This is a genomic window from Streptomyces hokutonensis (assembly GCF_000376565.1).
In the GTDB taxonomy this organism is placed as follows: domain Bacteria; phylum Actinomycetota; class Actinomycetes; order Streptomycetales; family Streptomycetaceae; genus Streptomyces; species Streptomyces hokutonensis.
In genome coordinates, this window is record NZ_BARG01000092.1 from 1 (window position 1) to 13,459 (window position 13,459).

At 70.6% G+C, this 13,459-nt stretch carries 15 protein-coding genes; 9 read left to right on the top strand and 6 right to left on the bottom strand.

Features of this window, described 5'->3' with window-relative positions:
• The 3 genes from SSP08S_RS46325 to SSP08S_RS46335 form a co-directional block, all read left to right on the top strand.
• Positions 1-621 (top strand): polysaccharide deacetylase family protein (locus SSP08S_RS46325; RefSeq protein WP_019074484.1); only part of this gene is annotated, 621 nt, incomplete at its 5' end.
• A complete protein-coding gene (locus SSP08S_RS46330) occupies positions 621-1,814 on the top strand; it encodes a YncE family protein (protein WP_019074485.1) in 1,194 nt (397 codons plus the stop codon). The genes SSP08S_RS46325 and SSP08S_RS46330, both read left to right, overlap by 1 nt.
• Before the next feature lie 88 nt (positions 1,815-1,902).
• Complete coding sequence (locus SSP08S_RS46335) at positions 1,903-2,511, top strand: ADP-ribosyltransferase (RefSeq protein ID WP_019074486.1); 609 nt, start codon at positions 1,903-1,905, stop codon at positions 2,509-2,511.
• A gap of 3 nt (positions 2,512-2,514) precedes the next feature.
• Here SSP08S_RS46335 and SSP08S_RS46340 read toward each other — a convergent pair whose 3' ends face one another.
• Complete coding sequence (locus tag SSP08S_RS46340) at positions 2,515-3,150, bottom strand: GNAT family N-acetyltransferase (protein ID WP_019074487.1); 636 nt, start codon at positions 3,148-3,150, stop codon at positions 2,515-2,517.
• Between the two features lie 57 nt (positions 3,151-3,207).
• On the opposite strand from SSP08S_RS46340, the gene SSP08S_RS46345 reads away from it, so the two are divergent.
• The 5 genes from SSP08S_RS46345 (at position 3,208) to SSP08S_RS46365 (ending at position 6,283) form a co-directional block, all read left to right on the top strand.
• Positions 3,208-4,125 carry a MerR family transcriptional regulator gene (locus SSP08S_RS46345; RefSeq protein WP_019074488.1) on the top strand — a complete coding sequence of 306 codons (918 nt, stop codon included), beginning with the start codon at positions 3,208-3,210 and terminating at the stop codon, positions 4,123-4,125.
• A 48-nt stretch (positions 4,126-4,173) separates the two neighbouring features.
• Positions 4,174-4,386, top strand: a complete 213-nt coding sequence (locus SSP08S_RS46350) for an EF-hand domain-containing protein (protein WP_019074489.1) — start codon at positions 4,174-4,176, stop codon at positions 4,384-4,386.
• An 81-nt stretch (positions 4,387-4,467) separates the two neighbouring features.
• The gene (locus tag SSP08S_RS57345) at positions 4,468-5,037 is read left to right on the top strand and encodes a GNAT family N-acetyltransferase (RefSeq protein ID WP_043260300.1); all 570 of its coding nucleotides are present in this window, start codon (positions 4,468-4,470) and stop codon (positions 5,035-5,037) included.
• A 74-nt stretch (positions 5,038-5,111) separates the two neighbouring features.
• Complete coding sequence (locus SSP08S_RS46360) at positions 5,112-5,771, top strand: NADPH-dependent F420 reductase (RefSeq protein WP_019074491.1); 660 nt, start codon at positions 5,112-5,114, stop codon at positions 5,769-5,771.
• 62 nt (positions 5,772-5,833) lie between these two features.
• Positions 5,834-6,283: a hypothetical protein gene (locus tag SSP08S_RS46365; RefSeq protein ID WP_019074492.1), complete on the top strand. Its 450-nt coding sequence runs from the start codon at positions 5,834-5,836 to the stop codon at positions 6,281-6,283.
• A gap of 3 nt (positions 6,284-6,286) precedes the next feature.
• On the opposite strand, the gene SSP08S_RS46370 is transcribed toward SSP08S_RS46365, so the two are convergent.
• From SSP08S_RS46370 to SSP08S_RS46385, 4 genes are all read right to left on the bottom strand, one after another.
• Positions 6,287-6,844 carry a GH25 family lysozyme gene (locus tag SSP08S_RS46370; protein ID WP_019074493.1) on the bottom strand — a complete coding sequence of 186 codons (558 nt, stop codon included), beginning with the start codon at positions 6,842-6,844 and terminating at the stop codon, positions 6,287-6,289.
• A 36-nt stretch (positions 6,845-6,880) separates the two neighbouring features.
• Positions 6,881-7,921 carry a phosphatidylinositol-specific phospholipase C domain-containing protein gene (locus SSP08S_RS46375; protein ID WP_019074494.1) on the bottom strand — a complete coding sequence of 347 codons (1,041 nt, stop codon included), beginning with the start codon at positions 7,919-7,921 and terminating at the stop codon, positions 6,881-6,883.
• A gap of 67 nt (positions 7,922-7,988) precedes the next feature.
• Entirely contained in the window at positions 7,989-9,245 is a 1,257-nt protein-coding gene (locus tag SSP08S_RS46380) for an McrC family protein (RefSeq protein ID WP_019074495.1), read from the bottom strand.
• Positions 9,242-11,413: an McrB family protein gene (locus SSP08S_RS46385; protein ID WP_026179411.1), complete on the bottom strand. Its 2,172-nt coding sequence runs from the start codon at positions 11,411-11,413 to the stop codon at positions 9,242-9,244. The genes SSP08S_RS46380 and SSP08S_RS46385 overlap by 4 nt, the downstream gene beginning before the upstream one ends.
• Positions 11,414-11,546: 133 nt before the next feature.
• Here SSP08S_RS46385 and SSP08S_RS46390 point away from each other — a divergent pair, with 133 nt between their 5' ends.
• Positions 11,547-12,533: an LLM class flavin-dependent oxidoreductase gene (locus SSP08S_RS46390; protein WP_019074497.1), complete on the top strand. Its 987-nt coding sequence runs from the start codon at positions 11,547-11,549 to the stop codon at positions 12,531-12,533.
• 5 nt (positions 12,534-12,538) lie between these two features.
• On the opposite strand, the gene SSP08S_RS46395 is transcribed toward SSP08S_RS46390, so the two are convergent.
• Positions 12,539-13,420: an aminoglycoside phosphotransferase family protein gene (locus SSP08S_RS46395; protein WP_019074498.1), complete on the bottom strand. Its 882-nt coding sequence runs from the start codon at positions 13,418-13,420 to the stop codon at positions 12,539-12,541.
• Positions 13,421-13,459: the final 39 nt, after the last annotated feature.

The following is a 13,459-nucleotide window of genomic DNA, read 5'->3' on the forward strand; positions in this document are numbered from 1 at the left end:
GCCCCGCGCGCCTTCCCCCGGCAGCCCGCGCAGATCACCCACGGACCCCGCGACCGCCCCCGGATCGCGCTCACCTTCCACGGCCAGGGCGACCCCGAGATCGCCACCGCCCTCCTCACCGAGGCGGAGAAGCACGGCGCCCGCGTCACCGTCCTCGCCGTCGGCACCTGGCTCGACACCCACCCCGGGATGGCCCGCCGCATCCTCGACGGCGGCCACGACCTCGGCAACCACACCCAGCGGCACATCGCCGTCAACACCCTGTCAGAGGCCGACGCGCTCGCCGAGATCACCGGCTGCGCCGACCGCCTCAAGCGGCTGACCGGCTCGATCGGCACCTGGTTCAGGCCCTCGCGCGCCCCGGCCGCGTCCCCCCTCGTCCAGCGCCTGGCCCACCGCGTGGGCTACCCGCACGTGCTCTCCTACGACGTCGACTCGCTCGACTTCACCGAGCCCGGCGCCCCCGCCGTCACCCGCAAGGTGCTCGCCGAGGTCCGCGACGGCTCGGTCGTGAGCATGCACTTCGGGTACGCCGGCACGGTCGCCGCGCTCCCCGCCGTACTGCAAGAACTCGACCGCCGCGGACTGCGCGCGGTGACGACCACGGAGCTGCTGAGCTGATGCGACACACCCCCCTCACCCGCGCCCTGGTCACCGGCGCCGCCCTCGCCGCACTGGCCGCCCTCGCCGGCTGCGGCTCGCAGCACCACGCCGACGAGGCCCTCGGCACCAAGGCCGCCCTCCAGCCGCAGCAGCAGAAGAAGCAACAGCCGCAGGTGGCAAAGGGGTTGCCCGGAATGCCGCCGGTGCTCGACCCCGCCGACGTCTACGCCGCCGACCGGCCGGGCCGACTCTCCCCGGTGGTCCGGGACTTCCCGTCCCGGGTCTACGTCCCCAACACCGGCTCCAACACGGTCTCGGTGATCGACCCGAAGACGTACAAGGTCATCGAGACCATCCCGGTCGGAGTCCAGCCCCAACACGTCGTCCCCTCCTGGGACTTGAAGACCCTGTGGGTCAACAACGACCGCGGCAACACCCTCACGCCGATCGACCCGCGAACGGGCAGGGCGGGCAAGCCGGTCGACGTGCACGACCCGTACAACCTGTACTTCACGCCCAACGGCAGGTACGCGATCGTGATGGCCTCCCTCGACCGGCAGCTGGTGTTCCGGGACGCGCACACCATGAAGACGGTGAAGGCGGTCCCGGTCAGCTGCTACGGCGTCAACCACGCCGACTTCTCCACGGACGGCCGCTACTTCATCGTCTCCTGCGAGTTCAGCGGCGAACTGCTCAAGGTCGACACCGAGAAGATGAAGGTGATCGGGCAGCAGAAGCTGCCGTTCCACGGCTCGATGCCGCAGGACGTCAAGATCTCGCCCGACGGCAAGCGCTTCTACATCGCCGACATGATGGCCAACGGCATGTGGGTGCTGAACGGCGACACCTTCGCCAAGCCGGACTTCCTGCCCACCGGCAAGGGCTGCCACGGCCTGTACATCAGCCGGGACTCGCGCGAGATGTACATCTCCAACCGCGGCGAAGGCTCCATCTCCATCTTCGACTTCACCAAGAACAGGCTGACCAAGAAGTGGCATCTGCCGAACGGCGGCAGCCCCGACATGGGCGGCGTCTCGGCCGACGGCAAGGTGCTGTGGCTGTCCGGCCGCTACAACTCCGAGGTCTACGCCATCGACACCCGCACCGGCACCCAGCTCGCCCGCATCAAGGTCGGCGGCGGCCCGCACGGCCTCGCCGTCTACCCGCAGCCGGGCCGCTACTCGCTCGGCCACACCGGCATCTTCCGCTGAAATCGCTTTGACCGCCGGTCAGTTGGACACGCCCCCGTACGGGTGATGATCCACAGTCCGCCGCCGTGGAACCGGAATCGTGCCCGGCATGATCACCCTGCATCTGCGACGGCGGACCGCTGCCGCCGTCCTGTCCCTCGCGGCCGTGTTCGCCACGACCGCCGCCACCGCCCCCGTCCACACCACCCGCACGCCGGTCCGGGCCGCCGCGCCCGCCTGTCCCGTGGTCGCCGACCCGGCGATGGCCGCCGCCGACGACCGCGTGGACATCTCCCGCATCACCCCCGACCCGGTCTGGCGCACCAGCTGCGGCACGCTCTACCGCAGCGACAGCCGCGGCCCGGCGGTCGTCTTCGAGCAGGGCTTCCTGCCCAAGGACGCCGTCAACGGGCAGTACGACATCGAGAAGTACGTCCTGGTCAACCAGCCCTCGCCGTACGTCTCGACGACCTACGACCACGACCTGTACAAGACCTGGTACAAGTCGGGCTACAACTACTACATCGACGCCCCCGGCGGCGTCGACGTCAACAAGACCATCGGCGACACCCACAAGTGGGCCGACCAGGTCGAGGTCGCCTTCCCCGGCGGCATCAAGCGGCAGTACATCATCGGCGTCTGCCCGGTCGACAAGAAGACCAAGGTCGAGATCATGAGCGACTGCGAGAGCAACCCGTACTACCAGCCCTGGCACTGACGCTCAGGACGCGCCGAGCAGCAGCGCCTCCGCACCCACCGGACGGTAGCCCGCCGCCAGGAACGCCCGCATGCTGCGGGCGTTCCCCGGCGCCACCTGCGCCCACAGCGGCTCGGCCGCCAGCTGCCGCGCGGCGGCCACCAGCGCGCGCCCCAGCCCCCGTTGCCGTACGCCCTCCTCGATCTCGACCGAGACCTCCAGGCGCCCCGCGATCCCGCGCCCCATCACCAGCACCCCGCCCTCCGTCGTCCACGCGCGCACGTCGTCGCGCCGGCCGCGGGCGTACACGATCCTCGGATGGTCGCCGTCCATGATCTCCTTCAGCGGGAGCGGCGGTTCGCCCGGCAGCGGGGTGCCCACGAGCATCGCGTCGACGTTCTCCGCCGTACGGCCCGTCCGGTCGAGCAGGGCCGCCAGGAACCGCGGGTTCATCGGCGCCGCGAGCGCGTCGCACGGAACGGCGGCCAGGGTGTCGTGGACCCACTGCGGATCCTCGTCCGTGAAGACCACCGCGTGCGCGGTGAAGGCGAGCACCCCCGCGTCCCGCTCGGACGCCTGCGGCACGACGGTCGTACGACCGTCCGGCGGCGGGAAGACACCCCGCGCCGCCGCGTCGAGAATGTCCCGGAGAGTCTCCATCACGGTGCTCCTCGCACTCCTTGAGTCTCCACCCACTGGAAGGCCCACACTCACGACATGATCGACGACGGCACCGCACTGCTCACCATCGGGGAGCTGGCCAGGGCCACCGGACTGACCGTGCGCACCATCCGCTACTGGTCGGACGAGGGCGTCCTGACCCCCGTGACCCGCTCGACGGGCGGCTATCGGCTCTACGACGCCGAGTGCGCCGCCCGCCTCGAACTGATCCGCACCCTGCGGGAGTTGGGCCTCGGCCTGGACGACGTACGCAAGGTGCTGGCGGGCGAGACGACGGTCGCGGAGGTGGCCGCCGCCCATGTGGTGGCGCTGGACGCGCAGATCCGTGCGCTGCGGGTGACCAGGGCGGTGCTGTCGACCGTGGCGCGACGCGGCTCGACCGCAGAGGAGATGACGCTCATGAACAAGCTGGCACGGCTGTCGGCAGCCGAACGCAGGCGGATCATGGAGGAGTTCGTGGAGGAGCTCTTCCACGGCCTCGACTCCGTGGATCCGTCCATCGAGGAGCGGATGCGCACCATCGCGGTGGACCTGCCGGACGACCCGACCCCCGAACAGGTCGACGCCTGGGTGGAGTTGGCGGAGATGGTGCAGGATCCGGAGTTCCGGGCGCAGATGCGGAATGTCATGGAGTTCAACGCGGGGGACCAGGCCCGCAGCGTCGCACCCGGGCGTGCCACCTGGTTCCCCATGCGCCTGGTGCAGCTGGGCGGGGAGGCGCTCCAGCAGGGCATCGCCCCCGAGTCGCCGGAGGCGGCGGAGATCGTACGGGAGGTGCTGGGGGACGGCGGCGACCCGGCCGTCGTGCTCGAACGGATGGAGTCGGTGGCCAACGACCGGCTCGCCCGGTACCGGGAGTTGCTGTCCACGGTGAAGGGCCGCGGGCACGCCGGAGCGCACCGGGAGGAGTTCGCGTGGGTGGTCGCCGCACTGCGTGCGCGGGTGGCCGGTTAATCTGGCCTCCGTCAACAGGCAGTAAAGCGTTACGAAGGGGCGGATCCGGTGGCGGACATCGAGGAAGCACGCAAGCATTTCCAGCGGATCGACACGGACGGTGACGGCTTCATCACCGCGGCCGAGTTCAAGACCGCCCTGGCACAGGGAGGCGACTGGAACGTGACCGAGGCGGTCGCCGAGGCCATCATCAAGACGCGGGACCTCAACGGGGACAAGGTCCTGTCGTTCGACGAGTTCTGGGCCCACCTGAACAAGTGACCCGGGAGTGACCCGAGCAGAAGGGGCGCCCGTCCTTCGGTGGACGGGCGCCCCTTTCGTTGCGCCTGTTAGCGTGCGCCGATGGAAGATCTGGGAAGCGTGCCCTGGCCGCCCGAGCCGATCAGGACCGAGAGGCTGCTGCTCCGTGAGTCCGAAGCGCGGGACCGGGCGGTGTTCGTCGAGCTGCTCGCCTCGTCCGAGGCGCACACCTATCTCGGCGGTGCCCGGCCGCGGGCCGAGCTGGAGCGGGAGGTGCCCGCGATCCCCGCCCAGTGGCCGGGTGCCTTCGTCGTCGAGCTCGACGGCGTGATGATCGGGCACCTCCTGCTCAGGCGGACGACAGCGACGGGGAACAGCCGGCCGGCCGCCGTGGGGAAGGCCGACCTCGGCTATCTGTTCCTGCCACGGGCGTGGGGATTCGGATACGCGGCCGAGGCGTGCGCGGCGGCGCTCGACTGGCTCGACGGCGTGCTTCCGGGCGAGCCGGTGACGCTCACCACCCAGACCGCCAACGCCCGCTCGATGCGGCTCGCGGCGAAGCTGGGGTTCGTGGAGGTGGAGCGGTTCGAGGCCTGGGACGCCGAGCAGTGGCTCGGTATCCGGTCCCCGGCTGTCCTGCCCGGTCACCCGGACGGCGGCGGGCCGGAATAGCGGGCGGGCGGCCGGGGTTCTCGCCCCCAGAACGCATGCGCGTGCATGGATTCCGGATCGGCGAAGGGTCTGTCATGAAGATCGGCATCATCGGCGCGGGACACATCGGCGGCAACCTCACCCGGCGGCTCACCGCACTCGGACACGACGTCTCCGTCGCCAACTCGCGCGGCCCGCAGACGCTCACCGCACTGGCCGAGGAGACGGGCGCGACACCCGTACCGGTGGCGGAGGCGGCCCGCGGGGCCGAGGTCGTCGTGGTCACCGTCCCGCTGAAGGCCGTACCGAACCTGCCGAAGGGCTTGTTCGACGACGCGGCGGAGAACGTCGCCGTCATCGACACCGGCAACTACTACCCCGGCCGCGACGGCCGGATCGCCGCCATCCTCGACGACGGCCTCACCGAGAGCCGCTGGACGGCGGAGCAGATCGGCCACACCGTCATCAAGGCCTTCAACGGCACCTACGCCCAGGACATCCTGGACCGGCACCGCCCCGCCGGCGCCCCCGACCGCCTCGCACTCCCGGTCGCAGGCGACGACGAGGCCGCGAAGCGCGTGGTCAGGGCCCTGATCGACGACCTCGGCTTCGACACGGTCGACGCGGGCACCCTCGACGAGTCCTGGCGCCAGCAGCCGGGGACGCCGGTGTACGGGCTGCGCGAGGGCGCGGACGCGATCACGAAGGGTCTGGCGGAGGCTTCGCCGGAGCGGACCGGGGACTTCAGGGGCTGACAACTCCCCTTGTCCTCTACGGTTGTTGCCGGACCGCGGCGCGGAGCCCGAGGGAGGCCCTGGTGGAGGTCGATGCCCTGCCTCGTGTCGACGAGCACGCGACGGTGGTCGCGGCGGGCGTCGACGAGGTCTGGCGCGCCCTGACCGAGACGCTGGACCGCACGTACTCCCGCTCGGGGGCGGCCCGTTACGCGCGGCTGGTGGGGTGCGCCGACCGTGCGGTCGCAGGGCCGCGACCGTTGGCGGTGGGCTCGGCGTTTCCCGGCTTCCGGGTGGTCGGCGCGGTTCCGGGCGGGGAGTTGGTCCTGCGCGGCTCCCACCGGTTCTCGGCCTACGCGTTCGTCTTCCGGCTCGACGAACTCGCCCCGGGGCGAACCCGGTTGCGGGCCGAGACCCGGGCGGTGTTCCCGGGTCCGGCCGGCGCCGCCTACCGCCTTCTCGTCATCGGCAGCGGCGGCCACGCGGCCGGTGTGCGCCGCCTGCTGGCCGGGATCCGCCGCCGGGCCGAGTGAGTCTCAGGCGCTCTTGGCCCACGACTGGAGTGCCGCCTTGCTCGCGAAGTCGGCCACGTCCTTGTCGTGCGGATCGGACGTGTACTGGTGGAACTTCCAGTCGGCCTCGATGCGGGGCTTGCCCGCCGTCGTGTAGTCCGCGATCCAGAGGCCGTCGCCCGCGTAGGAGGTCTTGTCGACGGTCAGCCAGAAGCTGCGGTTGCAGTAGAGGACCACCCGGTTGTCCGGCCGCAGTGCCTTCACCTTGCGGATGAAGCTGTCCTTCTCCGCGTTGGAGGCGTGGGTGCCGTCGCCGGTCGTTTCCCAGTCGACGGCGAGCAAGTCGCCTGCTTTTTCGGGGGCCTTGCTCACGAAGTACTCCGCCTGGGCCGTGATGTCGCCGGGCCAGAGGAAGTGGTAGAAGCCGACGACCAGTCCCGCGTCACGGCCCGTCTTCGTCTGGGCGGTGAGTCTCGGGTTGACGTACGAGCGGCCCTCCGTCGCCTTGATGAAGACGAAGGAGGAGCCGGTCGTGCTGTACGCCGTGGACTGGTACGCGCTTACGTCGATGCCATGCAACATAGGGGGACTTGTGCCCTGTCCCCGGCATCCGGAACCTCAGCTTCTGGTGGCCACCGACGACAGGACCGAGGCGGATTTCGCCGACCAGTCAGAGGTGATCACACTTGCGTGATCGGCGGCCAGGAGTGCCAATTTGGCGGCTACTTCCGCGTCCGTGGGGGCGGTTGACGAGATCGCCGGAGCCACCGCGTACGCGTCCGTCATGATCAGGATGTAGTGGTTCGTGGAGTAGAACGACGTGTCGTAGCCGTTGTTGACGTACGTCGCAGCGTCCCCGTCGAAGAAGACGAACCAGGGGCGGATCGAGGTGTCCGAGGTCCAACGGGTCGATCGCGGATCGCCGTTCGCCGCGCCGAGTACGGCCGGGAAGGCCTGCGCCTGGGAGATCGTGCCGGCCGCGTACAGGTCGCGGAGATGGTCGCCGTACTCCTGGTCGGTCCAGTAGTGGTCGAAGGGGTTGGCCTGCTCGACCGTGCCCGGGATCAGTTCGAAGATGAACTTGCCCTTGAGGTCGTCACGGGAGGGCCACGCGTTCGCCCTGGCGGCCGCGTCGAGCGTGGAGTACGAGGAGCCGAGCAGGTCGGACGGCTTGTAGACGCTGCTGCCGAGCTTCTGCGAGACCAGGGTGTCGAACGCCGTCGGGCCGAGACCGATGGTCTGGTTGAAGCCCACCTTCATCTCGACCTTGACGATGATGGGCGCGTGGTCCGGGTGCAGGGTGTTCCAGGCGGCCATGTTGTCCAGGCAGCTGCCGAGATCCTGGTTGCGGTCCTTGCTGTACAGGTCGGCCGGGGTGCTCGCGTACTCGCAGTTGTTGTCGTTGGAGAACAGGTCGCTGTGGCTGACCCGCCACCGCTTGCTCAGGCTGTCGACGTAGACGTCCAGTTCGAGCAGCGAGGCCCCGGAGTCCAACGCCTGCGCCCAGTACGTGTACTTGTCCTTCTCGTACGCGTTGTGCGTGCCGATCGTCGTCGTCTCCGAGAACTTCGGCGCCGCCGCGTGGGCGTTGCCGACCGCCCCCGTCAGCAGCAGGGCTGTCCCGGCGAGCAGTGCCGCCAGCCGTCTTATCGCCTTCATGGGTCAAGTCCCCTTCACTGCGGCCTAGTTGGAGCCTTGGTGGCGGCAGCAGCGTAGAGCGAAGCGGTTACTCCCGGGTAGCCCCTGGAGGAACATCGGCTTCCGCAACGTCCGGCGTCGCTACGGCCGTGATCCGGTCGGCCAGGTCGGAGACGGCGGCGAGGAGTTGGGCGGGCGGCCGGCCGAGGTCCAGGGCGTGGGCCGTGACGGTGATGCCGACGCGGCGGATGACGTGCTCACTCGAGCCGTCCCGGCTCGTCGCCGCGTAGACGAGGTGGCCGTGCGGGAGGCCCAACGCGACGCAGTAGCCGAGCAGTTGGTAGAGATGTTCGGTGGGCGGCGCGGGGGAGTGCCGGGCGGCGTACTTCGCGTCGACGACGGAGACGGTGCGGCCCGCCCGGTACAGGACGAGGTCGGGGCGCAGCCGGACCTGTCCTGCCCGGTCGAGGCGGTGGTGCTGCTCTTGGGCCGCGCAGCGGACGCCCCGGCGGGCCAGGGCGGCGGTGAGCGCCGCGGTGAGGAACTGTTCGAAGACGGCCGGCATGTCGAGTACGAACCCGTCAGCCGTGGTGGGGAGTTTGCCCTCGTCCGGGTCGAGCGACCGGCCGGCCAGCAGGAGTTCCGCGAGCCGGAGGGCCGGTGCGTAGCGGGAGTTGAGGCGGTTCGGGGTCCAGCGGGGGAGGGGCGCGCCGGGCGGCAGCAGGTGGACGCCGTCGAGGTGGTGGGCGAGGTGGCGCAGGGCTTGGCCGGTGCGCGGGGGGAGTTCGGGCAGGCGGGCGGCGCGGTGCAGGGCCGCCAGCAGGATGCGGTTCTCGGCGATGTCCGGGGTGTGGTCGTCGTAGCGGACGGCGACCGGGAGGGGGAGGCCGACGCGGCGCAGTTGGTCCGCCGTGCGGATGCGGCCCCGGATCAGGGGCAGTTCCTCCTCGACCGTGCGGTAGCCGTGCAGCACACCGGAGTCCAGCGTGCGGCGGGTGACGCGGGCGAGGAGGTCGGCGAGGGCGGGCAGCAGGTCGTCCGCCTCGGCGGCCTCGACGGTCTCGTGCAGCCAGGGGTCGGTGGGGGAGTGACTGAGCAGGAACAGCAGGTTGCGGACCGGGAGTTTGGGGCGCAGCCGGAGCTGGACCGTGGCTCCGGAAGGGGTGCGCAGCCGCACCAGGCCCGCCTTCTGGTTGCCGGCCAGTCGCCATCGTCCGCCGGCGGCCGGGCTCAGCCGCACCAGGCCGGGCGCGGCGAGCAGCGCGGCGAGCTGGTCGCCGGTCAGCTCGCACACCACGGTGTCGCCGGACTCGTCGACGGTGAGGCGGAGGGGCTCGGCGCTCACCGCTCCTCCAGCAGCGTGGCGAGGCCGTACTCCTCCTCGACGTCGACGCCGGTGCCGTAGAGCTGGTCCTCCAGGAGGGGCAGGATCTGGGTGCGCCAGATGAGGTCGAGGCCCTCGCGGCGGGCCGCGGACGGCTTCATCAGATACGACGGCCCGATCGCCCGGTCCGCGTCGCCCAGCCGGGAGTTGAGCGCGTCCAGCAGCCGGGCCGCCGTGTCGGGCAGGCCTCGGGCGCGCAGCCAGCGCTCCAACAGCCCGCGCACCGGCGGTAGTTCGGGCGAGAGCCGGCGGAACGCGAAGCGGCGGCGCATCGCCGCGTCCACGAGCGCGATGGAGCGGTCGGCGGTGTTCATGGTGCCGATGACGAGGAGGTTGCCCGGCAGATGGAAGGGGTCGAGCGGGCTGTACTGCGTGGTCACCGGCTCCTCGCGGTACTCCAGCAGGAAATACAGCTCGCCGAAGACCTTCGCGAGGTTGGCCCGGTTGATCTCGTCGACGACCAGGACGTACGGGTTCGACGGATCCTGGCGGGCCCGCTCGGCGAGCAGCTTCAGCGGGCCCGGTTGCAGGTCGAAGACGACCGAGCCGTTCTCGCCCTTGCCCGGACGGAACCCCTCGAAGAAGTCCTCGTACGTGTAGGAGGGGTGGAACTGTACGAGCTCCACCCGGTCGGGGCCGGCGAGATGCCGGGCCAGCGCGCGGGCGAGATAGGTCTTCCCGGTGCCGGGCGGGCCGTGGAAGACCAACTGGCGCTGTTCCTGGAGCAGTTCGGCCGTCTCCCGCAACCAGTCCAGCGGCATCAGCAGCTGCGTGGCCAACTCCTCGGTGACGGAGGGGAGTTCGAGCGGCTTGGTGACGTCGGCCTCGATCAGCTTCTCCGCCACCTCGTTCTCCAGACCGGCCTGCTCGGCGAGTTCGGCGGCGACGCTGCTGATGTCGTAGACCGCCGGCGGCCGGGTCAGCTGGGCCTGCACCGCCTCCGGCAGCCGCGCCCGCTCCAGGGGCCGGCCGGTCGTGGCCCAACGCACCGTGCGGCGGCGGGCGTTGTCGGGCCCGTCGGAGGAGTCGTACGTCGGCGGGCCCTGGAGGGTGCCGACGTGGACCTCGTGCGGGGTGACCGTGGCGATCACGTCACCGGGTTTCATCACCGAGAGGAACGCGTGGAGTTGGTACGTCGCCTGGCCGCGAAGCTGCGCGCTGGCGTCCGGCATCGCCTCCGTGACCGCCCGCTGCACCTGCGGCTTGGGGGCGTCGGCGGGGATCTCCGGGACGTCCCGCCAGGAGAGGGAGCAGTAGCCCCGGTCGAGCCAGGCCGGTACGAAGTTGGCGCCGTCCACGTTGTATCCGCGCACCAGCCAGCCGCGTTGCGCGTGCTCGGCCGCGCGTTGCCGCCAACTCCCCTGCCAGGGCTCGGCGTAGAAGTCGACCGGCGCCCCTGAGCGGGTCTCCAGGGCGTGGCTCAGGGTGAGCAGATCGCGGTCCTGGTCGCCGGTCGGTTCGGGCAGGTCGGCGGCGAAGGCCTGGAGGATCTCCTGCTTGTGATGGACGCTGGCGATGGGCTGGAACGCGTCCGGGAAGAGCAGATACAGCAGGATGTGGATCTGCGCGCGCCCCTTCTTGTGCCCCTCCGCCTCCTGGATCGCGAAGCACTCGGCGCGGAACCGCCATGGGTCGCCGAGGATCAACTCCCGTTCCAGGAAGGGCAGTCCGGCGAGGCGTTCCACCAGCAGGACCAGGATCTGGAACTGCGCCCAGCGGTAGTTCAGGAAGCCCTGACCGCCGTTGATGAACCCGCCGAGACCGCTCTCCAGTTCCGCCGGGACCGACACCGGACGGTCGGCCCAGGACAGCACCCCGCCGATGATCTCCCGCTTCTTGGCCAGCCCTATCTGCTCGGGCACCAGCGGCGCCATGTTCACGTACAGCAGCTCGGCCGTCAGCGCGATCGTCTCGTCCGGCGCGCCGTCGAGCTGGCGGCGCAGCTTGACCAGGAACGTGTCCGACGACTCGTCCGGGTGGTCCACGAAACGGGCGCGCAGATCGGCGGCCGTCGGCTCGGTCCACGCCTCCCACTCCGGTACGAACGCGGACTTCCCGCTCAGCAACCCGTCCCGGAACACGCGCTGTACCGCCGCCACGACCTCGGCGCCCTCGGGTCCTGCTGCCACGACGTCCACCCCCTGGTGCTTGAACTGCCCACAGTAGAAGGGGTTTCGGTGGGGTGGACCGGTGGCTGGAGAGAAGGATGTTGTCGTGGTGGGCGTATTGCATTCTGATTCACGAGAATCATATTCTCGCGGCATGAGTCGTCCTGGCCTGGAGTTCGCGCTTCGCTTCGACTTCCGCAACCCCGAGTCGGCCGGTACGTCCATGGCGGACCGGTACGCGGCGGCCCTGGACATGGCCGAGTGGGCCGACGGGCTCGGGTGTACGCGGATCACCGTGTCCGAGCACCATGGTTCGCCGGACGGTTATCTGCCCAGCCCGGTTCAGATGCTCGCGGCGATGGCCGCGCGCACGGAGCAAGTCCGGTTCCTGGTCGCGGCGTTGATCGCGCCGTTCCACGATCCGCTGCGGCTCGCCGAGGAGTTGGTGGTGCTTGACAACATCAGCCGGGGGCGCGTTGATCTGATCGTCGCGGGTGGCTATGTGCGCGAGGAGTTCGCGATGTTCGGTGTGCCGATGAACGACCGGGCCAGGCGGGTCACCGAGGTGGTGAGCACCCTCAAGTCGGCGTTCAGCGGGGAGCCGTTCAGCTATCGGGGGCGCACGGTGCGGGTCACGCCGGCGCCGTACCGGCCGGGCGGGCCGGCCGTGCTGCTGGGCGGCAGCAGTGAACCGGCGGCGCGGCGGGCGGCGCGGATCGCCGACGGGTTCGTGCCCTCCATGCCCGAGGTGTGGGAGCACTACCGGGACGAGGTGGGCAAGTTGGGGCGGCCCGACCCCGGGCCCAGCCCGATCGGGCCGAACCGGGTGGTCGCCCTCGCCGAGGAACCCGACGCGGGCTGGGAGCAGATGGCGCCGTACTTCCTGCACGAGACCAATGCCTACGGGGTCTGGCAGGCCCAGGACGACGTGGCGGCGCCCTTCCGTACGGCGGACGGTATGGCGGAGCTGCGGCGCGGCGAGCAGTACCGGGTGCTGACGCCCGAGACGTTCGTACGTGAACTGAAGGCCGCGCCAAGGCCGTTCACCCAGTTCCATCCGCTGTGCGGGGGCATGCCGATGGAGTCGGCGTGGTCGAGTCTGCGGTTGTTCGAGCGGGAGGTGCTGCCGGCCTTCGGCTGAAAAGCCTAGGACGCGGTGTGTTCGGTGAGGACCTCGGTGAGCTGGCGGGTGGTCGCGCGGGCGACGCGGGGTTCGGTCGCCGCGTAGCTCGTGTAGGCGTTCAGGCCGGTGGCCAGGGCCCAGCCCATGCCGCGGGTCCAGGTGGCGTCGTCCAGGCCGAGGGCGGAACGGAAGACCGGGCGGGTGGTGGCCGACAGCAGGGTGTAGGCGATGACCAGGTCGCAGGCCGGATCGCCCATGCCCACGCCGCCGAAGTCGATGACGGCGGAGAGCCGGCCGTCGACGGTGAGCAGGTTGCCCGTGTGGAAGTCCCCGTGGCACCAGACCGGTTGGCGGTCCCACGCGGGGGCGCACAGCGCGTTCTCCCAGACCTCGGTCATCGCGGCGGCGTCGAACACCCCGGCCACCGCCGCTATCGCCGCCCGGGTCGCCTCGTCGCGGTCGGCCAGCGGGGCGCGGACCAGCTCGGGATGCGCGCCCGGGACCAGCTCCCCGGCGGGCGGGATCTCGTACAACGCCCGCAGGAATTCGGCGAGTTGACGGGCAGTCAGGTCAGGGTCGGCGAGGTCTTCGACGCTCGCCGTGGATCCGTCCAGCCAGCGGGTGACGGACCAGTGCCACTCGTAACCGCAGCCCGGTGTGCCGAGCCCCAGCGGTTCCGGGACGGGCAGTGGCAGACGCGGGGCCAGCTGCCGGAGCCAGGTGTGCTGCTTGGTGGCTTCCCCGTCCGCCCAGTCGCTGCGCGGCAGCCGTACGGACATGGTCTCGCCGAGCCGGTGGATGACGTGGTCCGAACCGCCCTGCTCCACCAAAGTCAGCGGCAGCTCGGCCCACTGCGGGAACTGCGCGGCGAGCAGCCGGCCGACGAGTGCGGAATCGATGGTCATCTTTCCCCCGAGTGCCGAGTGCCGGTTGATCGCCTCACG

What these genes read in the sequence shown, in the direction of transcription:
- SSP08S_RS46330 (WP_019074485.1), top strand. Translation starts at nt 621, where the DNA reads ATGCGACACACCCCCCTCACCCGCGCCCTGGTCACCGGCGCCGCCCTC.
- SSP08S_RS46335 (WP_019074486.1), top strand. Translation starts at nt 1,903, where the DNA reads ATGATCACCCTGCATCTGCGACGGCGGACCGCTGCCGCCGTCCTGTCC.
- SSP08S_RS46340 (WP_019074487.1), bottom strand. Translation starts at nt 3,150, where the DNA reads ATGGAGACTCTCCGGGACATTCTCGACGCGGCGGCGCGGGGTGTCTTC.
- SSP08S_RS46345 (WP_019074488.1), top strand. Translation starts at nt 3,208, where the DNA reads ATGATCGACGACGGCACCGCACTGCTCACCATCGGGGAGCTGGCCAGG.
- SSP08S_RS57345 (WP_043260300.1), top strand. Translation starts at nt 4,468, where the DNA reads ATGGAAGATCTGGGAAGCGTGCCCTGGCCGCCCGAGCCGATCAGGACC.
- SSP08S_RS46360 (WP_019074491.1), top strand. Translation starts at nt 5,112, where the DNA reads ATGAAGATCGGCATCATCGGCGCGGGACACATCGGCGGCAACCTCACC.
- SSP08S_RS46370 (WP_019074493.1), bottom strand. Translation starts at nt 6,844, where the DNA reads ATGTTGCATGGCATCGACGTAAGCGCGTACCAGTCCACGGCGTACAGC.
- SSP08S_RS46375 (WP_019074494.1), bottom strand. Translation starts at nt 7,921, where the DNA reads ATGAAGGCGATAAGACGGCTGGCGGCACTGCTCGCCGGGACAGCCCTG.
- SSP08S_RS46390 (WP_019074497.1), top strand. Translation starts at nt 11,547, where the DNA reads ATGAGTCGTCCTGGCCTGGAGTTCGCGCTTCGCTTCGACTTCCGCAAC.
- SSP08S_RS46395 (WP_019074498.1), bottom strand. Translation starts at nt 13,420, where the DNA reads ATGACCATCGATTCCGCACTCGTCGGCCGGCTGCTCGCCGCGCAGTTC.